Here is a 23,115-nt window from a genome sequence, read left to right on the forward strand (position 1 = left end):
GTCTGCTAGGGGAGGAGGGGGGGGAGAGGAGGAACGGGCAAGAGCGCCCCTCCCCCCCCCCCCCCCCCCCCCCCCCCCCCCCCCCCCCTCCGTCGCGTTTCCCGGGGGAGGCGCGTGGCCTTCGTCCGTGTGGGCGCAGTGTCGCCCGTCCCTCGCGCGGCGGCCGGGGGTGAGGGCGGATTCCGGTGTTCGGTGGCCGGACGACGACCGGAGGCCGACCGTTCGGTTGGCCGAGATTCGTATCTTGTGGGGTTCCTCCCGCCCTCCGGATAATCCGGATCGCGTTCCTGTCGGGCTCATGCCAAAAATGCGCGACGCGCGTCGACCCGTGTGCCCGGCAGGGACAAAATCCCTCAAGCCCCCACGAAAGGCAGACCGTTGAGCATTCAGGGTGTTCTCAAGAGATGCGTCGCCGCCGGCGCTGTCATGCTCGCCGCCATCAGCCTCCAGACGACCTCCGCCTCCGCCGCGCCCGTGCCGGACGCCCCCAAGACGCAGGCCGCGGCCCCCCTCGCCCCGCCCGTCGTCGGCGGCACCCGCGCCGCCCAGGGCGAGTTCCCCTTCATGGTCCGCCTCTCCATGGGCTGTGGTGGCTCGCTGTACTCCTCCACCATCGTCCTCACCGCCGCGCACTGTGTGAGCGGATCGGGCAACAACACCAGCATCACCGCCACCGCCGGTGTCGTGGACCTCCAGAGCACCAGCGCCATCAAGGTCCGCTCCACCAAGGTCCTCCAGGCTCCCGGCTACAACGGCGCGGGCAAGGACTGGGCGCTCATCAAGCTCGCCCAGCCCATCAACCTGCCGACCCTGAAGATCGCCACCACCACGCAGTACAACACCGGCAACTTCACCGTCGCCGGCTGGGGCGCGGCCACCGAGGGCGGCGGCCAGCAGCGCTACCTCCTCAAGGCCACCGTGCCGTTCGTCTCCGACGCCAGCTGCAACTCCTCCTACGGCGGCCAGATCATCACCAGTGAAGAGATCTGCGCCGGATACGCCGCGGGCGGCACCGACACCTGCCAGGGTGACTCCGGCGGCCCGATGTTCCGCAAGGACAACGCCGGCGCCTTCATCCAGGTCGGCATCGTGAGCTGGGGCTACGGTTGCGCCCGGCCCAACTACCCCGGTGTCTACACCGAGGTCTCCACCTTCGCCTCCGCCATCGCGTCGGCCGCCTCCACACTCTGATCCACCCGTGTGACCCACAGGGGCGGGACAGACCGCGGACACGCCACGGCGCGCTCCACCACCACCTGTCCCGCCCCTGCCCCGGGCCGGCACCCACTCCCCGCGACGACGCGCGCACGGCCCGCCCCGCGACCGCTCTCACACCAGCCGTACGTGCCCCTCGCCCGCACCCTCCAGCTCCAGCACCCACACCACGTTGCGCCCCGCCCGCAGCACCGGCCCCGGCACGAACAGCGACTCCTGCGGGCCCACCGCCCAGTAGCGGCCGAGACAGCAGCCGTTGACCCACACGAAGCCGCGCGTCCAGCCCGGCAGGGAGAGCCGCGCGTCACCCGGGGACACCACGTCGAACGCACCCCGGTACAGACCCCGCGCGCCCGGCCACGACGGGGCACGGAACGGCAGCGCCGCGACCGCCGCCGCGTCGTCGAAGGCGTCCAGCCGCAGCCCCCGCGCCCGCACACCGTGCAGATACTGCCGCTCGTGCAGGAAACCGCCCGTGATCCCCTTCGGCTCACCCGTCCGCGGCCCGTAGTTGACCCGCCCCAGGGACTCCACCCACGCCTCCACCTCCGCGGGCCCCGCCACCGGCTCCGGGAGCACCGGGTCCTCCTCCCGCAGCACCCCGGCCCGGACCCCGTCGACCTGCACCACCGCCAGATCACGCAGCCCCGACAGCGTCAGCGGATACGGCCGCCGGGGCCCCGGCACGGCCACGCGGTAACGCACCAGCCCCCGGTCCACCCCCAGTTCGTCGAAGGACGGCGGCATCGGCGTCCTCGTCTCCGGCCCGCCGAGCGCACCGATCACCTCGTCCAGCGGCGCCCACCCGTCCAGCTCCGCACGCAGCGGCCCGTCACCCAGCACCGGCGGCGCCGGCGGCACCTCCGGCAGCGGCCCCTCCCGGTACCCCGCCAGGACCTCCCGGAACAGCCAGAACTTCTCCGTCGGCCGCCCCGCCTCGTCCACCGGCGCACCGTAGTCGTACGACGTCACGTCCGGCTCCAGAGCACCCTCGTGCAGCGCACCGGCGCGATTGGCGCCCGCCCGGCCCGCGAAGCTCGTACCGCCGTGCGCCATGTAGATGTTCACCGACGCCCCGCACTCCAGGATCTCGCGCAGCGCGTCCGCCGCGTCCGCCGGATCACGCACCGCACGCGGCGCGCCCCAGTGGTCGAACCAGCCGCACCAGAACTCCATGCACATCAACGGGCCCCCGGCCCGGTGCCCGCGCAGCGTCGCGAACGCCGCGCGGGCACCCGAACCGAAGTTCACCGTCGCCAGCACCCCCGGCACCGAACCGCCCGTCAGCATGTGGTCCTCGGGGCCGTCGGAGGTGAACAGCGGCACTCCGATCCCGCAGGTACGCAGCAGCGCGGCCAGTGTGGAGAGGTACGGCAGGTCGGAGCCGTAACTCCCGTACTCGTTCTCCACCTGCACCATCACCACCGGCCCGCCGCGGCCGATCTGGCGGGCGGCGACCTGCGGCAGCAGACGGCGCAACCACCGCTCCACCGGGCCCAGATACGCCGGGTCGCCCGTCCGGACACGCGAACCCACCGCCGCCGTCAGCCAGTACGGCAGCCCGCCGTTGTCCCACTCCGCGCAGATGTACGGACCCGGCCGCACGATCGCCCACAGCCCCGCCTCACCGGCCGCGTCCAGGAACCGGCCCAGCGCCCCCACGTCCACGTACCGGCCGGGCGCCGGCTCGTGCAGATTCCACGGGACATACGTCTCCACACAGTTCAGACCCATCGCCCGCAGCATCCGCAGCCGGTGCGGCCACTGCTCCTCGTGCACCCGGAAATAGTGCAGCGCCCCCGACAGCAACCGCACCGGGCGGCCGTCCACCAGGAAATCCCTGTCACCTACAGTGAATTCGGCCACCGTCACCGCCACCGCCCTCCGGTCCGACCAGCCGCCGGGACCACCCTCACCCCCTGGCCACGGACCGGTCCATGGACAAAGATCGGCGGCGCATGGACGTACCGGACGCCCGGCACCGGCCGGCACCGGCCGGGAGAGGAGAGCGGCAGCGGATGTACCACACCTGGATGCGGTACTTCACCCCCAGCCCCGTCCACCACCGCCTCGGCCTCGTCTGCCTCGGCGTCGGCCTCCAGCACGGTCGGCTGCCCACCGTCGGACCCCGCGTCCTCGACCACCACGTCGCCGTCGTCATCGGCGCGGGCAGCGGCTGGTACCGCGACACCGAAGGACACCGCACCACCGTCACCGCCCCCGCGCTCCTCTGGCTGATCCCCGGCGTACCGCACCACTACGGCGCCGACCCCGAGACCGGCTGGGACGAGAGCTTCGTCGACTTCACCGGACCCGCCACCGCCACCTACACCGAACTCGGCTACATCGGGACCGGCCACCCCGTCGTCCCCCTCGCCGACACCGGCACCGCGCGCGCCGCCGTCGGCCGCATCGTGCGCGCCGCCCGGCGCGGCAACCCGCTCCTGGAGGTCGAGACCGGCGCCGCCGTCCACGAACTCCTCGTCGCCCTGCGCCGCGACCGCGCCGACACCAACGCCGCCGGCGACCTCGTCCTCCAGACCCTGGCCCGCGACGCCTTCCTGCCGCTCTCCGTCGCCGAACACGCCGCACGGCACGGCATGAGCCCCGCCGGACTGCGGGGCGCCGTGCGCAGAGCCGCCGGACGCAGCCCCAAGGACTACCTACTCGGCATCAGACTCGGCCGGGCCAAGGAACTCCTCGCCACCACCGAACTGCCCGTCGCGGCCGTCGCCCGCCGCGTCGGCTACGACGATCCCGCCTACTTCTCCCGGCTGTTCACCCGCCGCGTCGGCATCGCACCGGTCCGCTTCCGCGAACGACAGGGCCACACCGTACCCGGCGGCTGGAGCGACCGCGTCCCTGACCCGGACAACCCCCCGACGATCACGGCGTCCTCCGGCTGAGACGCTTTCCTTGATCCACGCGACACCGCCTAAGCTTCCGCACCATGACCACGAGCGACAACGGCGGCACCGGCGGTATCGACCCCTCCGTCCAGGCCGAGCTGGACCGGCTCCGCGGGAGTATCGACAACATCGACGCTGCCGTCGTCCACATGCTGGCCGAACGGTTCAAATGCACTCAGCAGGTCGGATTCCTCAAGGCCGCCCACCACCTGCCGCCCGCCGACCCGGCCCGCGAGTCCCGGCAGATCACCCGGCTGCGAGAACTCGCCGAGAGCGCCCGGCTCGACCCCGCCTTCGCCGAGAAACTCCTCAACTTCATCATCGCCGAGGTGATCCGGCACCACGAGACGATCGCCGACAACTCCGCGCCCCGGCCCTGACCGCAGCCGCCCGCCCGGTGCCCGGCGAGGACGCGCCCCGGCCGCGAAGACGCCCGACACCGGCCGCGGGGGGGGGGGGGGGGGGGGGCCCACTCCCGATTCTTAGCGGCCGCAAGCTCCCCTCCGCCATAGCCGCTCCCCGCCTCGCCCCCGCCTCCCCCCCCCCCCCCCCCCCCCCCGCCACGCTCCCGTGACCCGGCCCGTGCGCTGACAGCGCAACCCCCACCTGCTGCGCAGCCCAGGGCCCATCGGGCAGCATGGCCCCATGTCCGTACTGATGCGCGACGAAGCGCAGACCCGTGCCCAGCTCATCGACGTCCACCGGTACACGGTCGCCCTCGACCTGACCACCGGCGACGAGACCTTCGAATCCCGTGCCGCCATCCACTTCACCGCCCGCGCGGCCGGCGACACCTTCGTCGAGCTGAAGCCCGCGCTGCTGCGCTCCGTCACCCTCGACGGACAACCACTCGACCCCGCCGGACTGGACGGGAACCGCCTCGCGCTCACCGGCCTCACCGCCGGCGAGCACGAACTGCTCGTCGACGCCACCATGCGCTACTCCCGCACCGGCGAAGGCATGCACCGCTTCACCGACCCCACCGACGGCGAGACCTACCTCTACACCCAGATGTTCCTCGAAGACGTCCAGCGGGTCTTCGCCGCCTTCGACCAGCCCGACCTCAAGGCCGTCTTCGAACTCACCGTCACCGCCCCCGAGGGCTGGACCGTCCTCGGCAACTCGGTCGCCACCGACGAGGGCCACGGCCACTGGAGCCTCGCGCCCACCCCGCCCATCTCCACCTACCTCGTGGCCGTCGCCGCCGGCCCCTGGCACTCCGTCCGCACCGAACACGCGGGCCTGCCCTTCGGCATCCACTGCCGACGCTCCCTGGCACCCCACCTCGACATCGACGCCGACGAGATCCTCGCCATCACCCGCGCCTGCTACGACCGCTACCACGAGAAGTTCGAGGAGCCCTACCCCTTCGACTCCTACGACCAGGCGTTCGTCCCCGAGTTCAACGCGGGCGCCATGGAGAACCCGGGCCTCGTCACCTTCCGCGACGAATTCGTCTACCGCTCCGCCGTCACCGACACCGAGCGGCAGACCCGCGCCATGGTCATCGCCCACGAGATGGCCCACATGTGGTTCGGCGACCTCGTCACCCTCACCTGGTGGGACGACATCTGGCTCAACGAGTCCTTCGCCGAGTACATGGGCTACCAGACCCTCACCGAAGCCACCCGCTACACCGACACCTGGGTCGCCTTCGGCATCGACCGCAAGTCGTGGGGCTACGACGCCGACCAGCGCCCCTCCACCCACCCCGTCGCGCCCGACCCCGCCAGCGTGCCCGACACCGCGGCCGCGATGCTCAACTTCGACGGCATCTCCTACGCCAAGGGCGCCTCGGCGCTGCGCCAACTCGTCGCCTGGCTCGGCGAGAAGGACTTCCTCACCGGCATCAACACCCACTTCGCCCGGCACAAGTTCGGCAACGCCACCCTCGCCGACTTCATCGACTCCCTCGCCGCCTCCACCGACCGCGACGTGCACCGGTGGGCCGAGCGGTGGCTCCGCACCACCGGCGTCGACACCCTCACCCCCACCATCGGCAACGCCGGTAACGGGACCGGCGGCAACGGCTCCGACAGCGGCTGGACACTCGACGTCACCCAGCACGGCGACCGCCCGCACCGGATCGCCGTCGGCGCCTACGACCGCGACCTCGTCGACCCCGGCCGCCTCGCCCCCCGCGACCGCTTCGAGATCGACATCCCCGCGCAGGACGGCCCCACCCTCCGCCCCGGCCGCCGCCCCGACCTCGTCGTCCTCAACGACGGCGACCTCGCCTACGCCAAGGTCCGCCTCGACGACCGCTCCTGGGCCACCGCGCTCGACTGCCTCTCCGGCATCCCCGACCCGCTCACCCGGGCCGTCGTCTGGAACGCCGCCCGCGACATGGTCCGCGACGGCGAACTGGCCCCCACCGCCTACCTGGAAGCCGCCCGCACCCACCTCCCGCACGAATCCGACCTCGCCGTCGTACAAGGCGTACTCGGCTTCACGGCCACCCAGATCGCCGACCGCTACCTCGCCCCCGACGACCGCCCCGCCGCCCTCGCCGGCCTCACCACCATCTGCCGCGCCCTGATCCGCCGCACCGAGGACGGCAACGCGCCCGGCCTGCGCCTCACCGCCGTACGCCACTTCATCTCCGCCGCCACCCAGCCCGACGGCATCCAGGACTGGCTCGGCTCGGACAGCGTCCCCGGCGGTCCCGAACTCGACCCCGAACTGCGCTGGCGCATCCTCTACCGACTCGCCGTCCTCGGCGCCGTCGACGACTCCGCCATCACCGACGAACTCACCCGCGACCCCAGCGCCACCGGCCAGGAAGGCGCCGCCCGCTGCCGCGCCGCCCTCCCCGACGGCGAGTCCAAAGCCGCCGCCTGGGAACGGCTGTTCCTCACCGACGACCTCTCCAACCACCTGTTCACGGCCACCGCCCAGGGCTTCTGGCAGCCCGAACAGACCGACCTCGTACGGAAGTACGTCCCCCGCTTCTACACCGACGCCATCGAACTCGCAGGCCGCCGCGGCCCCGCCATCGCCGAATCCGCCGGCCGCCACGCCTTCCCGGTCCACGCCGTCGACCCGGAATCCCTGCGCCTGGGCGAGGAGAGCCTCACGACCCCCGACATCCTGCCCGCCCTGCACCGCAAACTCACCGACCAACTCGACGACCTGCGCCGCGCGTTGCGGGTACGCGGCGGGTGACGTGACGGACGGAGACCGCCCCACGGGACTTACGGCTCCCGTGGGGCGATTCCCGCTCCACGGAGACAAGTTGACGGAGCAAAAGACAAGGGTCTAACCTCGAATTGTTACGAGCCCCTCGACGGGACGCGACCAGGAGTCCGGAGCTGATTCCGGATTCACACCCGAGCCTTGAGCTGGCGATTCTCAGAAGTGACGTTCTCACTTCGGAGGGTCGGGCGAGCGAGAGACCGGCAAGCGATCCAGCGAGTGGAAGCAGCGCGTATCGCACGAATCCGTGTGCTCAGGAACGCTTTTCAGGCGTCGGGCAGCCAGTTCGCAGCGGTGCAGCCGCATGACGTTCTGTTCGGTTCGCGCGAAAAGGTGGACCCAGCCATCGACCACGACACCCCCGTCGACCGTATCTGTTACATCGACGATTCCGGCATCCCGAAAACGGGCCTGGCCCTTTACTCGGCCCTGAGCGTCCCCGTGCGATACGCCCCGCAGATTCTGCGGGCCTGGCAGCGATTGCGTCTCGACTGGTCGACCACGCACGGCATCCCCATCGATTTCGAACTGCACACCAGTCAATTCGTCGGGGGCCGAGGACGCCCCGGCGGAGCCAATCCGCGCAAAGTCGAGCGCTACGGAATGGCGCAGGAAGCCCTGGACCTCCTTGGCGAGCAGCCGGGGCTCTCGATCGTCACCGTCTACTCCGAACACGCGCGGAACTGGCGCGAGGCGAAGACCGCCGCCTACTCCCGCCTGGTGCGCCGCCTCGACCAACGGCTGGGCCTCGCGGGGGAGAGTGCCGCGCTCGTGGTCGACGGAGACGGTACCGAGGACCTCTACGAGCGCCTTCACGACGAGATCCGTCCCGCTCGCATCCCGCTTCCGGCGGCCCAGGTACCCGCACACACGTCGGAGTGGCTCCAGATGGCGGACCTCGTGGCCTACACCGCGTGCCAGGCGATCGCCAGGCTGGAACCGAAGAGCTTCGCATGGGGCTGGTACGCCCGGTATCTGCCGAAGGCCGCCCCGCCCGAGACGTGCTGAGCCGGAGCGGGGCCATGACCCGCTGCATGACGAAACCCCGGCCGATGGCCGGGGTCCGTGAAAGCAGACCTGGCACGTGCAGACGCACGGCCCGGACCGCACCTCTGAGTGTAGCCGTCCGTCCGGCATCCAGCCAGCGCGACTTTCCTTGGTCGCTGAATCACCAAGCCACTCATTGAGAGGAAAGACATGGGTATCTCCTACGGATTCCAGGAGCCGGTCCTGTCCACGGAGGGGACCGCGGAGCGGGAAAGCGACCACGACGCGGCGGGCAGGCCGGAAACGATCCGGTGCCTCCTCGGCGGTGAGGTGTTCACCGTCTCGGGGTTCGAGCGCTCCCTGCCCCCGCTCTCCTCGGCCGGCGACCGGGCCCATCTGGTCAAGGCGGGCCTCGCGTCACCAGCCACCTCACTGGACGAGGACGGATGGCACGCGGTGGCACGGGCCATCGTCAACCCGGCAGCCGCCGCCGCGCAGCTGCGGTCGGAGAAGGGCCAGTCCTCGGCGCTCATCGAGGAGCACGTCGAGGGAGCGACCCTGCGCTCCCTGCACACCCGCGCCTGGCTCAGCGAACTCCTCCCCGCACTCCAGCCCCGGACCGGCCAGGAATCACTGCCCGAGAAGGACCCCGAGGTCCACGGAGACATCGACCCGCAGGGGCGCCCGTACGCACGTGTCGTCTACCGGTACCGCGATCTCCCACATTTGCGGGCCCATCTGAAACAGACCATCGAGGCCACCCGCCGAGCCAACCCGGAACCCTACGACCGGTCGATCCTCGCCCGCCGGATCACGCGCGCCGTCATCGCCCACCCCTGCAGGATCGAGTTCCAGGACGGAACCGATTCGGTCGACGTCCTCGTCGTGCGCGACGGCATCACCCGGCTCACCAGCGCCTGGGCACTTCTCACCGAAGGGGAGTCGCCCTACGCCGAAGACATCGCCGACACCGCCCTCGGCATCGTGCTGGAGACGAAGGCGCCCCGGCGTGGCGCCACCCAGAAGCCCCTCAGCCAGCTCATGGCCATCGGCCGACAGGACGCGCTCGCGGTGCTGCACGGCGAGTTCCAGCGGGGTGTGACGACGGACCCGCCGGCCGACAGGGCGGTGCGGCTCGGCCAGACGCTGGTTGTCCCGACCCAGATCACGGTCGGCATCCGCACACACGACTCGACCGGGCTCCCCGAGAAAGAGGTCTTCGACGACGCCGTACGCTCCATCCTGGCCTCCGTGCACGTCGAGTTCCGCGCTTGGGAGCCTGCGGCACAGAACGTCGAAGTCGGCTCCCGCGCCATCAGCCGGGTACGGCTGCCCGGACTGCCCGAGAACAACCTCCGCGACGGGATCATCGGGCTCGCGCTGGGGCGCAGAAAGCCGGAAGAGGTCCCGGAGGTCTTCGATGACGACACCCTTCCCGGCACCCCGCTTTGGCGCGCGGTCATGCTGACCCACTTCATGACCAGGCCGGAGATCCACGAGCAGGTCAAACGGCATGCCAAGGAGATCAAGGGCGTGGCCCGGATGAGGAACTCCGCCTACGCGGAACTCCTGGGACCGATCATCGATCTGCCCTGGCGGGGCGCGAAGGCCGGATCGCTCAAGCAGGCGCGGAACGCGTGGGCGAACGGAGGGGTACTCACCAAGAGCGTGATGGGGGACTGGTACCCCGTGCCGTGCACCGACTTCACGCACCTCGTCGAGCCCGCCCGCTCGGGTGACAACAACGCCCTGCAGACGCTCGTCGTAGCCGGCGGAACAGCCCTGGTGGCCGACAAACTCGTCACCCGGAACGTCGGCTCCGCGGTGGGCAGGACAGTGCCCTTCCGGGCCAACGTGGACCAGATCATCGCCGGACTCGCCGACAGCGAGGAGGGACTGTGGGTGCTGGCGTTCGCGGCCCAGGCGTTCGACGCCGGCCGGGAATGCCTCAACTCCTTTACCGAGGCCCAGTTGGTGGGGCGCAGTACCTCACGCATGTACAGCGTCCCGGCCGTCGATCTCGCCGCGGACGACAGAGTACGCAGAGACGCCGGCGGCATGGCCGCCGCTCAGCTCACGCCCTGGCAGGTCGCCGCGCTGTCCGACCCGGAACGGGCGCGGGAGGCCGAGTGGAGCGACCAGCACCAGCCGGCGGACCAGCCGACATCCCTGGGGGACCGGTTCGCCTCCGAGCGGCGCGCCATCAGGCAGGGGATCGACAACGCGGCCGAAGCCGTGAAGCGCCTCCATGAACTCGCCGATACGGCCGAGGCGCGGTCGACGACCCTGCACCCCTTCGGTTCGGACCAGGAACTGGAGACGCTCATCGAGAGCGTACGCAGACTCGCGGGCCGGATCGTTGTTCCCGGCCTGATCTCCGACGAGGCGCGGGACGACGACCCGGACGACGACCCGGACGACGAGGAAATGGACTGATCGGAGCCGGCGACCGGGGCGCCGGCCCGTCCTCCGGGGGGACGTCCGCCCGCCCAACTCTCCCTCCGGGTACGCCGATACCCCTTCGGGGTCCCCGTCGTTGTGCACCGTGGGCACCGTCCCCGACCCGGGCATGGCGGTGCAGCTGTCCCACGCGCCCCGAAGGACCCCCCCATGACCGACCTGTCAGCAGACGACCACCGCCGGCCGCACGATCTGGTCGGCATCGGCATCGGCCCGTTCAACCTCTCCCTCGCCGCGCTCGCCGACGGCGTCCACGGAGGACTCGACGCCGCCTTCTACGACCAGCGCCCCGCCTTCCACTGGCACCCAGGACTGCTCATCGACGGCGCCACCCTCCAAGTGCCCTTCCTGGCCGACCTGGTGACCCTCGTCGACCCGGCGAGCCCCTGGTCCTTCCTCAACCACCTCCGGGCACGCGAGCGCCTCTACCCCTTCTACTTCGCCGAACGCTTCCACATCCAGCGCGCCGAGTACGACGCCTACTGCCGCTGGGTCAGCGAACAACTCCCCGGACTCCACTTCGGCCACCAGGTCGACGCCGTCCGCTGGAACGCCGAACGCGCCCTGTTCGAGGTCGACTTCACCCAACTCGACCACGACGGCGAGGTCGAGGCACTCGGCCGCGCCTACACCCGCAACATCGCGCTCGGCATCGGCACCGAACCGTACGTCCCCGAACCGCTCAGGCTCCTCGCCGACACCCCCACCGTCCCCGTGATCCACTCCGCCGACTACCTCGACCACCGCGAGCGGATCCTCGAAGCCGAACACATCACCGTCGTCGGCTCCGGCCAGTCCGGCGCCGAGGTCTTCCTCGACCTGCTCCGCGCCCGCCCCGCCGGCGCTGAGAAACTCCACTGGCTGGCCCGCACCGAGTCCTTCTCACCCATGGAGTACTCCAAGCTCGGCCTGGAGCAGTTCACCCCCGACTACACCAGCTACTTCCACGCGCTGCCCGAACGCGTCCGCGACGAACTCGTCCCGCGCCAGTGGCAGCTCCACAAAGGCATCGACGCCGACACCATCGCCGCCATCCACGACGAGCTCTACCGCCGCACCCTGCACGGCGGCTGGCCCGACGCCGTCCTCACCCCCGGCGTCCTCGTCCGCACCGCCGGACGCGTCGGCGCCACCAGGATCGAACTGCACCTGGAACACGGCCAGCAGTCCGGCCGCTCCCGGCTCACCACCGACGCCGTCGTCCTCGCCACCGGCTACCGCGAACGCCCGCTCAGCAGGCTCCTGGCCGGACTCGACCCGTACATGCGCCTCGACCAGTCCCAGCGCCCCCGCGTCGACGACCGGTACCGCCTGGTCCTCGACCCCTCGGTCACCGGCTCGGTGTACGTACAGAACGCCGAACGGCACACCCACGGCGTCGGCGCCCCCGACCTCGGACTCGCCGCCTGGCGCAGCGCCACCATCCTCAACTCGCTGACCGGCACCGAGCCCTACCCACTGCCACGCCGGACCGCGTTCACCAGCTTCGGCCTGGACGGGCGGGAAAGACACCGCAAGGTGCCGGCACCCAGGGGCCTCGTGCCGCTCTCCGAAGTGCGCTGACCGCGGGTCACGCCGCGCAGGCCGAAAAGAGGGGTGCGCCGGCGCGGTGCCGAGGGGACAGCACCGCACCGGCGCGTCATCGCGCGACGGGTCAGAAGACCGGGGTGCCGTCGCGCGTGAGCTTCCAGTCCACCGAGGCGAACCGAGCGGGATCGACGGTCTTCTCCGTCTGCACCCACGTGATGATCGTGTTCCTGATCTCGTCCGGGTTCGCCCACAACTGCTGGGCGCCCGCGACATGCGGGAAGTTCCCGCCACCGCTCGCCCGGTAGTTGTTCACCGCCAGCACGAACCGCGCCGCCGGGTCCAGCGCCTTGCCCTCGAACGAGAGATTCACGATCCGCGAACCGGCCGGCTTCGCGATGTCGATCTCGTACGTCAGCCCCGACACCACGTCGTAGTTGTAGTCCGGGATGTTGTCCGCGTTCGTCAGCTTCGACGTGTCCACCGGCGCGCCCGCGGCCGTCCGCACGTAGTACCTCGCCGAGAACTCAAGATAGTCCTTGATCTGAGCACCCGTCAGAAGACGGGCCTCCAGGGTGTTCTCGAACGGATACAGCCCCGCCGCGTCCTTGATGGTCACCTCGCCCGCCGGGATACCCGCCGTACGCGAGAAGCACGACGCCTGCGACAGCAGCGGCAGCGCCGCCCACTCACCGCCCGCGAGACCCGCCCGCACCGTCTCCGTCTGCACGTGGTTGATCAGATCGATCAGCGGCTCGTCCCGCCACGGAGCGTCCGCCGTCGTCATGGCGGCCGTCGACGTCCCGATCACCTGGTTGACATAACCCACGACCTTGCGGTGCTCGTCCACCAGCAGCCCCGTGATCCTCGGGTCCTCGTCCACCGTGTTCGAGTTCAGGACCTGGGCGCCCACCTTCTCGACCGACCAGCGGCCCCGGTCCCACACCAGGTCGAAGTCGAACAGCGTCAGCCGCTGCCCCCACTTCAGCGGCTCGGACAGCACCACGTCCTCGCCGGTCTCCTTGTTCGTGACCCGGTACTCGGGAATCTCGCTGTGCGCGTGCCCCACCAGGATCGCGTCGATGCCCGGCACCTGCTCGGCCACCAGACCGGCCGCGTTCTCGATGTGCGGAAGCTGGTCCCCGTAGGAGGACGTGCCGCTCGACCCCGAGTGCGCGGACACGATCACCACATCGGCGCCCATCGACCGCAGCTTCGGCACCCACTTCGCCGCCTGCTCCTCAAGACCCGGGAACGTCATCTTCCCCTGGACGTTCACCTTGTCCCAGATCGCGATGCCCGGATTGGTCAGACCCAGCACCGCCACCCGCACATCACGCCCGTGCGGCGTGCGCAGGCGCTTGATCACATACGGCGGGAACGCCGGCCGCAGCGTCCTCGCGTCCAGCGCGTTGGCACCGAGCAGCGGGAAACGGCACTGCTCCTCGAACTTCCGCAGCACCGGGATGCCGTAGTTGAACTCGTGATTGCCGAGCGCCGCCGCGTCGTAACCGATCGCGTTCATCGCCTGCGCCATCGGGTGCACCGGACCACGCTTCGCCGTGATCGGGTCGATCTTCGCGTAGTAGTACGAGAGCTGCGTGCCCTGGATCGTGTCGCCCGCGTCGATGAGCAGCGTGTTGCCACGCCCCTTCTCCGCGCGGATCCGGTTCACCAGGGTGGAGATCTTCGCCAGACCGACGTCGTTGCGGTCCTTGTCGTCGAACTCCTTGTCCGTGAAGTAGTCCCAGTTGAAGACATTGCCGTGCAGGTCCGTGGTGCCCATCACGGTGAACGAGTACCGCTTCGGCGGACGCCCCTGGCCATGCCCGTGGCCCTCGCCGTGCTCCCGCGCCCCCGCCGGGACGGCGGCGCCCCCGGCGATCGCCACACCGGCTCCGGCCGCGGCCGACCGGCCAAGGAACGTCCTTCGGTTCAGCGGCATCGCTACTCCCTCGATCTCGTCACCCACACGCACAACGCGCGTAGATAAGGCGGCTAGATTCTGACGCAGGAACGCCCGGGGGAACACCCCCGCAGGGTTTCGATCCGATGACCACCGAAAGTCGTGCCCCGAACGGAGCCGGATGGGAGAGTGGCCGGGAAGCCCGCACCACCCCACAACCGGCCGCCGTACGAGGGAGAACGCACCCGTGACCACCGACGCCCCCACCGCCGGGGCCGCCCCCTACGGCACCCCCGAGACGCCCAGAGTCGCCGTCCGCGGCGAGGCGCGCCTGGAGTTCGACCCCGAGATCGCCCGGATCGGTGTCTCGGTCCGCGCACGCGGCACCGACCGGCGCACCGCGCTCGAAGACCTCACCCGCCGCAACAACGAGGCCCTCGCGCTGATCAAGTCCTACGCGGACGCCGTCGAGAAGCTGGAGACCGGCTCCTTCTCCATCAACCCCGAACTCACCCGGCACGGGCGGGGCGAACGGATCCGCGCCTACCACGGCCGGGTCACCATCACCGCCGAACTCGCCGACTTCACCGCCCTCGGCGAACTCACCACCCGCCTCGCCGACCTCGAACTGACCACCGTCGACGGTCCCTGGTGGGCCCTGCGGCCCTATTCCCCCGCACACGGCGAGGCCCGCAGGCAGGCGGTCCGCGAGGCGGTCCAGCGCGCCCGGGAGTACGCCGGGGCACTCGGTGCCGAACTCTCGGCGCTCGTCGAACTCGCCGACATCGGCGCCGAGAACGCCGCGCCGTTCGCGCAGCGTGCCGTCCCCTACGCCATGAGTTACGGCGGAGCTCCCGAGCCCGGCGGCGCGGCCCCCGCCCTGGACCTCGAACCGCAGCGGCAGACCGTCTACGCGCAGGTGAACGCGCGGTTCACGATGACACCGCCGGCGCTCTGAGCACGGGCCACGGGCCGGGCCCCGGACCGGTACGGCCCGGGGCCCGCTGCCGACAACCTCCGAATAACGCTCATCAGAGCGGCGGTGTGCGCACTTCAACACTTGTCAACAACCTTTCATGCAAAGGTTGTTGAACAGTCATGTGAGACCAATTACCTACCCGGCGGTAAGGTTTAGTCTCGAACCATGCGCCGAGCAAAAATCGTCTGTACCCTCGGGCCCGCCACCGACTCTTACGACCAGATCAAGGCACTGGTCGAGGCCGGAATGGACGTCGCCCGCTTCAACCTCAGCCACGGCAGCTACGCCGAACACGAGGAGCGCTACCAGCGCGTACGCAAAGCGGCCGAGGAGACCGGCCGCAGCGTGGGAATCCTCGCCGACCTTCAAGGTCCGAAGATCCGCCTCGGACGCTTCCGCGAAGGCCCCGTGCTCCTCGAACGCGGCGACGAGTTCACCATCACCGTCGAACATCTCGAAGGCGACCGCCACACCTGCGGCACGACCTACGAAGGACTCGCCCAGGACGTGACCACCGGCGAACGCATCCTCGTCGACGACGGCAAGGTGACCCTGGAGGTCACCGAGGTCGACGGACCCCGCGTCCGCACCACCGTCGTCGAAGGCGGCATGATCTCCGACAACAAGGGCCTCAACCTCCCCGGCGTCGCGGTGTCCGTCCCCGCGCTCTCCGAGAAGGACATCGACGACCTGCGCTGGGCCCTGCGCATCGGCGCCGACGTCGTCGCCCTCTCCTTCGTGCGCAGCGGACGCGACATCGACGACGTCCACCGGGTGATGGACGAGGAGGGCCGGCGCGTCCCCGTCATCGCCAAGGTCGAGAAGCCGCAGGCCGTCGAGAACATAGACGACATCGTCGCCGCGTTCGACGGCATCATGGTCGCCCGCGGCGACCTCGGCGTGGAGATGCCGCTGGAGCAGGTGCCGATCGTGCAGAAGCGCGCGATCAAGCTCGCGAAGCGCAACGCGAAGCCGGTCATCGTCGCCACGCAGATGCTCGACTCGATGATCGACAACTCCCGGCCGACCCGCGCGGAGGCCTCCGACGTCGCCAACGCCGTCATCGACGGCACCGACGCGGTGATGCTCTCCGGCGAGACCAGCGTGGGCAAGTACGCGGTCGAGACCGTACGGACGATGAGCCGCATCGTCGAGGCGGCGGAGGAGGACGTCCTGGCCAAGGGGCTGCCCCCGCTCACCGAGCGCAACAAGCCCCGCACCCAGGGCGGCGCGGTCGCCCGCGCGGCGGCCGAGATGGGCGACTTCCTCGGCGCGAAGTTCCTGGTCGCGTTCACCCAGTCCGGCGACACGGTCAAGCGCCTCTCCCGCTACCGCTCCCCGATCCCGCTCCTGGCCTTCACCCCGGACCCGGCGACACGCGCGCAGCTGAACCTCACCTGGGGTGTGGAGGCGTTCCTCGGCCCGCACGTGGACTCGACGGACGCGATGGTCGACCAGGTCGACGAACACCTGCTGCGGATCGGCCGCTGCGACAAGGGCGACATCGTGGTGATCACGGCGGGCTCCCCACCGGGAGTCGCGGGCTCGACCAACCTGGTCCGGGTCCACCACGTGGGTGAGGACGACAGCCCGAAGTGACGCGCCCCGGGCCGGAGTTCAGTGCTTCGGCCCGATGTGCGCGTCCATGAGCGCGACGGACGCCTTGCGGGCGACGGATATGTTCTGGGCGCTGCGGCTCTGGTTGCAGGGCCGCCACTCGACTCCGACCTTGTCCAGGGTGTCGGTGAAGAGCCGCAGAATGTCACCGGACGTGTTCGTGAAGAAGTAGCGTGCGTACTCGTACCGCTTGCGTCTGCCTCCGATGGTCTTCTCGGTCCAGTTCGTGATGCGGCAGCCGTCCGAGTGGATGAGACCGCGGATGAACTCCCAGGGGTGCTCGTCCACGATCTCCTGCTGCCAGGCGTGCAGTTCGATCGCACGCTCGTGCTTCCTGCCCGGACCCTGCTGCGGGAACAGGCAGTTCAGGTGTTTGAAGTAGACCTTGACGTCATGGCAGCCCTCCTTGCGTACGCGGCATACCGAGTTGTCCGGGAACACCGCACGCAGCGCCGCGGCGGCCGCATCCTGAACACCGGGCCAGACATCGTCCAGCGTGACCATCAGACTGGGAACCCGGTGCTTCGCGTAGTGAGTGACGTAGCCGTCGCCGAGATACAAGCCCAGCACGTACGAGAATGCAGCCCTGTCCAGCGGGCGGTCGTGGCAAATCGGGCAGAGCTGTCTGACAACGCGCTCACCGCGCTGTTTGCGTTCCTGGTGGCGCCACCAGCCGACAGTTCCGCGAGGCACGTCCAGGCGTTCGGCCACCACGCGATTGCCCACGCCCTGCTTCAGCAGGGCGAGTGCTTCCTCGCGTGTCGATGGTTTGTGCTGCTCCATGCCCGGAGCTTCGCTGGATCTCCGTCATGGCGTGCGGAGTCAGAGGCTCGTTCACCAGGAAGTGTGAAGATCACGAAACGTGTTGCCCAACCTGGGAAACGAAGGGAAGTGCCCCGAGTCGGATTCGAACCGACGCTGTATGGGTTTTGAATCCATGGCCTCTACCGCTGGGCTACCGGGGCTCCTTCGAAACGAAGGAAGGGAGCGGCCCTCCGTGCTCCAACCATACCGCAGCTCGGTAGGCTCAGGGACAGCAGTATTGCCAGTTACGAGGAGCCTCAGTGACCGCCCCCGAGTCGCCCCAGCCCGTCGAAGACGACGACAAGTCGCATGTCCCGCCCCTCACGACCCGTGTCGTCATCGCCGAGGACGAGGCGCTCATCCGTCTCGACCTCAAGGAGATGCTCGAAGAAGAGGGCTACTCCGTCGTGGGCGAGGCCGGTGACGGTGAGCGCGCCGTCGAGCTCGCGCGGGAGCACCGGCCCGATCTCGTCATCCTCGATGTGAAGATGCCCGTCCTCGACGGCATCTCCGCCGCCGAACGCATCGCGGGGGAGTCCATCGCCCCCGTCCTGATGCTCACCGCCTTCTCGCAGCGCGATCTCGTGGAGCGCGCCAGGGACGCCGGCGCGATGGCGTATCTCGTGAAGCCGTTCAGCAAGAGCGACGTCGTGCCGGCCATCGAGATGGCCGTCTCGCGCTTCAACGAGCTCAAGGCCCTTGAGCAGGAGGTCGCCGATCTGACGACCCGGCTGGAGACGCGCAAGCTCGTGGACCGCGCCAAGTCGATCCTCCAGACCCAGTACGGTCTCACCGAGCCCGCCGCCTTCCGGTGGATCCAGAAGACCTCGATGGACCGGCGGCTGTCGATGCAGCAGGTCGCCGAGGCGGTCATCCAGGACGCCGAGGAGAAGAAGGCCGCGAAGGGCCAGTAGCCGCCCCCGTAGCGCGAACCCCCGTACGGCGCGAACCCCCGTACGGCGGACGGGAGCACGTACGCGAGAAGGCCCGCATCCCCTCGGGGGACGCGGGCCTTCTCGTTTCCGTACCAGCGGCTCAGTCCTCGCCCAGGTACGCCTTCCGTACCGACTCGTCGACCAGTAGGTCCGGCCCGGTGCCCGAGAGCACGACCTTGCCGACCTCCATCACATGGCCCTGGTCGGCCAGCGACAGCGCCGCCTGGGCGTTCTGCTCGACGAGGAGGATCGTCGTGCCCTGCGACTTGAGTTCGGCGATCGTCGCCATGATCTTCTGCATCATGATCGGCGAGAGTCCCATGGACGGCTCGTCGAGCATGAGCAGCTTGGGCTGCGACATCAGCGCCCGGCCCATGGCGAGCATCTGCTGCTCGCCGCCGGAGAGGGTGCCCGCCGCCTGCTTGCTGCGTTCGCCGAGGATCGGGAACAGCTCGTAGGCGCGCTTGATGTCCTTCTCGATGCCGGCGGTGTCCTTCCGGAGGAAGGCGCCGAGCTTGAGGTTCTCCGCGATCGTGAGCCGCGGGAAGATCCTGCGGCCCTCGGGGGAGTGCGCCAGGCCCATCGCGACGATCTTGTGCGCGCCGATGCCGTTCAGCGGCTGGCCGTCGAAGATGATCCGGCCCCCGGAGGGCTTGAGCAGCCCCGACAGGGTGCGCAGCGTGGTCGTCTTGCCGGCGCCGTTGGTGCCGATGAGCGTGACGATCTGACCGGCTTCGACGCTGAAGGAGATGCCCTTGACGGCTTCGATCTTGCCGTAGGCGACCTTGAGGTCCTCCACCTCCAGTAGTGCGGTCACTTGGTGTCTCCTTCTGTGCCTGCCGTGCTGTGTGCCTCCGCGGCCTCGACCTCGGAGACCTCCTCGGCGCCGGGGGCGCCTTCGTAGGGGGTGCCGAGATAGGCGGCGACGACCCGCTCGTCGGCCTGGACGACCTCGGCGGTGCCTTCGACGAGTTTCTCGCCCTGGACGAGGACGGCGACGCGGTCGCACAGGTTGAAGATGAAGCGCATGTCGTGCTCGATGACGAGTACGGCGATGCCCTGGTCGCGGATGGCGAAGACCAGGTCCTGCGTGGTGCGGGTCTCCTGCGGGTTCATGCCGGCGGTGGGCTCGTCGAGCAGGAGGAGGCCCGGGTCGCTGGCGAGGGCGCGTGCGATCTCCAGTTTCCGCTGTTCTCCGTAGGGGAGGTTGCGGGCGAGGTGGTCGCGCTTGGCGGCGAGTCCGGTGAACTCCAGGAGTTCCATGGCGCGTGCCTCGGACTCCTTCTCCGCCTTCTTGAAGCCGGGTCCGCGCAGGAGTGCGGACCAGAGCCCTTCCTTGGTCCTGGTGTGGCGTCCGACGAGGACGTTCTCCAGGACGGTCATGTTGGCGAAGAGGCGGATGTTCTGGAACGTACGGGCGATGCCGGCCTTGGTGACCAGGTGGGACTGGTGCGGCAGGACGGTGCCCTTGTAGCTGACGGTGCCCTCGGTGGGGACGTACAGGCCGGTGAGGCAGTTGAAGAAGGTGGTCTTGCCGGCGCCGTTGGGGCCGATGAGACCGACGATCTCACCGGAGTTGACGTGCAGGTCGACACTCTTCACGGCGGTGAGTCCGCCGAACCTCTTGGTGACGCCGGTGGCTTCGAGAACGGCCGTGCCGGTGGCGGTGCCCGGTCCGGCGGAGCCGGAGTCGGTGGGCTGGATGTCGGTGGTCATTGGGTCACACCCCCGCCTTTTTGAGGCCGATATCGCCCTTGGGGGCGTCGAGTTGCCCCGTCTCGTGGAATTCCAGCTGCTTCCTGCGGTCGGCGATGAGGCCCTCGGGGCGGAAGCGCATGAGGAGGATCAGCGCGACGCCGAAGAGGAGGAGCTGGTAGTCGGCCATGAACTGGAGCTTCGCCGGGATGAGGTAGAGCAGCGCGGCGCCGATGAGCGGTCCGCTGACCGTGCCCATGCCGCCGAGGATGACGGCGGCGAGCAGGAAGGCGGAGTTCGGCGGTACGGCCTCGACGAACTTGTACTGGGCGGGGGTGACGGTGAAGGTCACGTGGGCCTGTACGGTGCCGGCCATGCCGGCGAGGGTGGCGCCGAGGGCGAAGGCGAGCAGCTTGAGCCGGAAGGCGTTGATGCCCATGGCCCTGGCGGCGGTCTCGTCCTCGCGGATGGCGACCCAGGCGCGGCCGATGCGGGACTGGTCGGAGCGGCGGAAGACGGTCACCACGACGATGGTGAACAGGAGCATGAGCAGGTAGTAGTTGGAGAACCTGCCCAGTTCCATTCCCAGGATCGTATGGGACTCCCCGAGGTTGAACCCGAAGAGTTCGAGGTCGGGGATGTTGGGGATGCCGTTGGATCCGTTGGTGACGTCGGGGCCCGACGAACCGTCGAGGTTCTGCATCGTGATGCGGAAGATCTCACCGAAGCCGAGGGTGACGATGGCGAGGTAGTCGCCGTGCAGGCGCAGTGTGGGCGCGCCGATGACGACACCGAAGATCAGTGAGGCGGCGGCGCCGCACAGGACCGCGGCCCAGAACGGCAGGTGCAGGCCGATGGTGGAGGACGGCGAGCCGGAGACGAGGGCGGCCGTGTAGGCGCCGACGCCGAGGAACGCGACGTATCCGAGGTCGAGGAGGCCGGCGAGGCCGACGACGACGTTGAGGCCCAGGGCGACGGTGGCGAAGATCAGGATGTTCGTACCGATGGTGGCGTACGCGTCGTTGCTCTGGGTGAACGGGAAGGCGAACGCGGCGACGAAGGCCGCGGTCACGGTCACGTTCTTGTGCTTGCTGGTGAGGCTCGCGAGGCGGCGGTTGAGGCCGGCGCGGGAGATCGCCGTGGCGCCGAATCCGACGAGGATCAGGAAGCCGATGAACAGCTGGGGGTTGTCGGAGTCGATGTCGATCCCGTACGTGAAGACGTACAGGCCGAGACCGAACGAGACGGCGATGATGAGGATCTCGGCCCAGCCGGGGAGCGGGGTCGCCTCCTTGGGCACGGGCGCCTTGAAGCAGTGGACGAACCGCTGCCATGCGTTGGCGCCGGTGTTGTCGGCGGCGACGTCGGAGGGGAGTCCGAGCGCGGCGACGAGGGCGACCAGTGAGGCCACCGCGGCGATGTAGGCGCCGGGTTCGAGGTTGGCGAGCCCGCCGAGGTCCACGGCGATGGCGATCACGGTGAACCAGGTGGTGACGAACGTGCCGAGGGCGAAGAGCAGGGCGGGCCCGTTCTTGCCGGCGGGGGAGAGCCAGCGCAGGCCGCGGATCCCGTAGCCGGCGAGTACGAACAGGAGCGTCAGGATCGCGCCGGTGAGGGTGAGTACCTGGAGGCCGCCGGGGTATCCGGTGACGCTGAGGTCGCCGGGGAAGGCCGCGGTCCAGGTCCAGGCGAGGAAGGTGCTCGCGAAGGTGGCGACCGCGCCGATGCCGGTGACGGCGCGGGCTGCCGACGCGGGCAGACCGATGACCGGGAGGTTGGGGCCCGGCGCGGGGGTCGCGGTTTTGTCGGTTGTCGTGGTCATCGGTGTCACGCCCTATCCGAGACGCGTGCGCCGAGCAGACCCTGGGGCCTCAGCAGCAGGACGAGAATGAGGAGGACGAACGCCCACACGTCCTTCCAGGCGCCGCCGCCGAGCTGGGACATGCCGGGGATGTTCTCGATGTAGGCGGTGGCCATGGCCTCGGAGAGGCCGAGGACGAGTCCGCCGATCATGGCGCCGTAGATGTTGCCGATACCGCCGAGGACCGCGGCGGTGAACGCCTTGAGTCCGGCGATGAAGCCCATCTTGAAGTTGACCTCGCCGTACTTGAGGCCGTGGGCGACGGCGGCGATGGCGGCGAAGGCCGCTCCGATCGCGAAGGCGGTGACGATGATGCGGTCGGTGTTGATGCCCATCAGCTTGGCCGTGTCCGGGTCCTGCGACGTGGCCTGCATGGCGCGCCCGGTGCGGGTCTTGGAGACGAAGAACCCGAGGGTGATCATGCACAGGGGGGCGGCGATGAGCAGGAAGAGGTCGCCGCGGCTGATGGCGAAGGCGCCGAAGTCGAGCCTGCCGCCTTCGAACTCGGGGAACGGCCTGGACTTGGTGGCGTCCGGGTAGAAGGCCCAGACCGCTTGCTGCAGTGCGATGGAGAGGCCGATCGCGGTGATGAGTGGTGCGAGCCTGGGCGCGTTGCGCAGGGGCCGGTAGGCGAAGCGTTCGGCTCCTACGGCGACGAGCACGGAGCAGGCCATCGCCATGAGGATCATGAGGGGCAGTGCGACGAGCAGGCTGGTGCCGTCGGGCAGCCAGAGGAATGCGGTCAGCGCACCGAAGCCGCCGATCATGAATATCTCGCCATGGGCGAAATTGATGAGCTGGACTATGCCATAGACCATCGTGTAACCGATTGCGATGAGTCCGTACAGCGCGCCGAGTAGCAGGCCGTTGGCAAGTTGCTGCGGCAGATCGTTCACCGCGGGGCCTCCGAATGAGTGGGGTCAGATACGGCCGCGGGGGGGGGGGGGGGGGGGGGGGGGGGGGGGGGGGGGGGGGGGGGGGGGGGGGGGGGGGGGGGGGGGGGGGGGGGGGGGGGGGGGGGGGGG

Annotated in this window: 17 protein-coding genes and 1 tRNA gene; 10 read left to right on the plus strand and 8 right to left on the minus strand. The window is 69.8% G+C overall.

Annotated elements, in window-relative coordinates:
- The first annotated feature begins 426 nt into the window (after positions 1-426).
- A complete protein-coding gene (locus ACZ61E_RS30915) occupies positions 427-1,191 on the plus strand; it encodes a serine protease (protein WP_469703574.1) in 765 nt (254 codons plus the stop codon).
- Positions 1,192-1,329: 138 nt separating this feature from the next.
- Here ACZ61E_RS30915 and ACZ61E_RS30920 read toward each other — a convergent pair whose 3' ends face one another.
- A complete protein-coding gene (locus ACZ61E_RS30920; RefSeq protein ID WP_469703552.1) occupies positions 1,330-3,081 on the minus strand; it encodes a glycoside hydrolase family 35 protein in 1,752 nt (583 codons plus the stop codon).
- 152 nt (positions 3,082-3,233) lie between these two features.
- Between ACZ61E_RS30920 and ACZ61E_RS30925 the strand changes: the two genes are divergently transcribed.
- From ACZ61E_RS30925 to ACZ61E_RS30950, 6 genes are all read left to right on the plus strand, one after another.
- The gene (locus tag ACZ61E_RS30925; RefSeq protein ID WP_469703576.1) at positions 3,234-4,121 is read left to right on the plus strand and encodes a helix-turn-helix domain-containing protein; all 888 of its coding nucleotides are present in this window, start codon (positions 3,234-3,236) and stop codon (positions 4,119-4,121) included.
- Between the two features lie 44 nt (positions 4,122-4,165).
- Complete coding sequence (locus tag ACZ61E_RS30930) at positions 4,166-4,504, plus strand: chorismate mutase (protein WP_469703553.1); 339 nt, start codon at positions 4,166-4,168, stop codon at positions 4,502-4,504.
- A gap of 265 nt (positions 4,505-4,769) precedes the next feature.
- Positions 4,770-7,289, plus strand: a complete 2,520-nt coding sequence (pepN, locus tag ACZ61E_RS30935; protein ID WP_469703555.1) for an aminopeptidase N — start codon at positions 4,770-4,772, stop codon at positions 7,287-7,289.
- A 279-nt stretch (positions 7,290-7,568) separates the two neighbouring features.
- A complete protein-coding gene (locus tag ACZ61E_RS30940) occupies positions 7,569-8,327 on the plus strand; it encodes a DUF3800 domain-containing protein (protein WP_469703557.1) in 759 nt (252 codons plus the stop codon).
- 189 nt (positions 8,328-8,516) lie between these two features.
- Positions 8,517-10,742 (plus strand): hypothetical protein, encoded by a 2,226-nt coding sequence (locus tag ACZ61E_RS30945; RefSeq protein ID WP_469703558.1) that lies wholly within the window; start codon positions 8,517-8,519, stop codon positions 10,740-10,742.
- A gap of 174 nt (positions 10,743-10,916) precedes the next feature.
- Positions 10,917-12,329 carry a lysine N(6)-hydroxylase/L-ornithine N(5)-oxygenase family protein gene (locus tag ACZ61E_RS30950; RefSeq protein ID WP_469703559.1) on the plus strand — a complete coding sequence of 471 codons (1,413 nt, stop codon included), beginning with the start codon at positions 10,917-10,919 and terminating at the stop codon, positions 12,327-12,329.
- 91 nt (positions 12,330-12,420) lie between these two features.
- Here ACZ61E_RS30950 and ACZ61E_RS30955 read toward each other — a convergent pair whose 3' ends face one another.
- The gene (locus tag ACZ61E_RS30955) at positions 12,421-14,238 is read right to left on the minus strand and encodes a bifunctional metallophosphatase/5'-nucleotidase (protein ID WP_469703561.1); all 1,818 of its coding nucleotides are present in this window, start codon (positions 14,236-14,238) and stop codon (positions 12,421-12,423) included.
- A 208-nt stretch (positions 14,239-14,446) separates the two neighbouring features.
- On the opposite strand from ACZ61E_RS30955, the gene ACZ61E_RS30960 reads away from it, so the two are divergent.
- Both ACZ61E_RS30960 and pyk read left to right on the plus strand, forming a co-directional pair.
- On the plus strand, positions 14,447-15,157 hold the full coding sequence (locus ACZ61E_RS30960) for an SIMPL domain-containing protein (RefSeq protein WP_469703563.1): 711 nt from the start codon (positions 14,447-14,449) through the stop codon (positions 15,155-15,157).
- A gap of 186 nt (positions 15,158-15,343) precedes the next feature.
- Positions 15,344-16,777, plus strand: coding sequence for a pyruvate kinase (gene pyk / locus ACZ61E_RS30965; protein WP_469703565.1), 1,434 nt, complete (start codon positions 15,344-15,346; stop codon positions 16,775-16,777).
- 18 nt (positions 16,778-16,795) lie between these two features.
- On the opposite strand, the gene ACZ61E_RS30970 is transcribed toward pyk, so the two are convergent.
- Both ACZ61E_RS30970 and ACZ61E_RS30975 read right to left on the minus strand, forming a co-directional pair.
- Entirely contained in the window at positions 16,796-17,578 is a 783-nt protein-coding gene (locus tag ACZ61E_RS30970) for a helix-turn-helix domain-containing protein (RefSeq protein WP_469703567.1), read from the minus strand.
- A 109-nt stretch (positions 17,579-17,687) separates the two neighbouring features.
- Positions 17,688-17,760: transfer RNA gene (locus ACZ61E_RS30975), tRNA-Leu, on the minus strand.
- 99 nt (positions 17,761-17,859) lie between these two features.
- Here ACZ61E_RS30975 and ACZ61E_RS30980 point away from each other — a divergent pair.
- Positions 17,860-18,513 (plus strand): ANTAR domain-containing response regulator, encoded by a 654-nt coding sequence (locus ACZ61E_RS30980; RefSeq protein WP_469703568.1) that lies wholly within the window; start codon positions 17,860-17,862, stop codon positions 18,511-18,513.
- A 121-nt stretch (positions 18,514-18,634) separates the two neighbouring features.
- On the opposite strand, the gene ACZ61E_RS30985 is transcribed toward ACZ61E_RS30980, so the two are convergent.
- The 4 genes from ACZ61E_RS30985 to ACZ61E_RS31000 are packed head-to-tail and all read right to left on the minus strand — an operon-like array spanning position 18,635 to position 22,986.
- Entirely contained in the window at positions 18,635-19,351 is a 717-nt protein-coding gene (locus ACZ61E_RS30985; protein ID WP_469703569.1) for an ABC transporter ATP-binding protein, read from the minus strand.
- Positions 19,348-20,250, minus strand: coding sequence for an ABC transporter ATP-binding protein (locus tag ACZ61E_RS30990; RefSeq protein WP_469703571.1), 903 nt, complete (start codon positions 20,248-20,250; stop codon positions 19,348-19,350). The genes ACZ61E_RS30985 and ACZ61E_RS30990 overlap by 4 nt, the downstream gene beginning before the upstream one ends.
- A gap of 4 nt (positions 20,251-20,254) precedes the next feature.
- Positions 20,255-22,051: a branched-chain amino acid ABC transporter permease gene (locus ACZ61E_RS30995; protein WP_469703572.1), complete on the minus strand. Its 1,797-nt coding sequence runs from the start codon at positions 22,049-22,051 to the stop codon at positions 20,255-20,257.
- Between the two features lie 5 nt (positions 22,052-22,056).
- A complete protein-coding gene (locus ACZ61E_RS31000) occupies positions 22,057-22,986 on the minus strand; it encodes a branched-chain amino acid ABC transporter permease (protein ID WP_078077865.1) in 930 nt (309 codons plus the stop codon).
- Positions 22,987-23,115 lie beyond the last annotated feature (129 nt).

It is taken from the genome of Streptomyces sp. NPDC104581 (assembly GCF_055583685.1).

Coding starts and splice junctions, on each gene's coding strand:
- ACZ61E_RS30915 (WP_469703574.1), top strand. CDS start 427: ATGCTCGCCGCCATCAGCCTCCAGACGACCTCCGCCTCCGCCGCGCCC.
- ACZ61E_RS30925 (WP_469703576.1), top strand. CDS start 3,234: ATGTACCACACCTGGATGCGGTACTTCACCCCCAGCCCCGTCCACCAC.
- ACZ61E_RS30930 (WP_469703553.1), top strand. CDS start 4,166: ATGACCACGAGCGACAACGGCGGCACCGGCGGTATCGACCCCTCCGTC.
- pepN (WP_469703555.1), top strand. CDS start 4,770: ATGTCCGTACTGATGCGCGACGAAGCGCAGACCCGTGCCCAGCTCATC.
- ACZ61E_RS30945 (WP_469703558.1), top strand. CDS start 8,517: ATGGGTATCTCCTACGGATTCCAGGAGCCGGTCCTGTCCACGGAGGGG.
- ACZ61E_RS30950 (WP_469703559.1), top strand. CDS start 10,917: ATGACCGACCTGTCAGCAGACGACCACCGCCGGCCGCACGATCTGGTC.
- ACZ61E_RS30955 (WP_469703561.1), bottom strand. CDS start 14,238: ATGCCGCTGAACCGAAGGACGTTCCTTGGCCGGTCGGCCGCGGCCGGA.
- pyk (WP_469703565.1), top strand. CDS start 15,344: ATGCGCCGAGCAAAAATCGTCTGTACCCTCGGGCCCGCCACCGACTCT.
- ACZ61E_RS30970 (WP_469703567.1), bottom strand. CDS start 17,578: ATGGAGCAGCACAAACCATCGACACGCGAGGAAGCACTCGCCCTGCTG.
- ACZ61E_RS30990 (WP_469703571.1), bottom strand. CDS start 20,250: ATGACCACCGACATCCAGCCCACCGACTCCGGCTCCGCCGGACCGGGC.
- ACZ61E_RS30995 (WP_469703572.1), bottom strand. CDS start 22,051: ATGACCACGACAACCGACAAAACCGCGACCCCCGCGCCGGGCCCCAAC.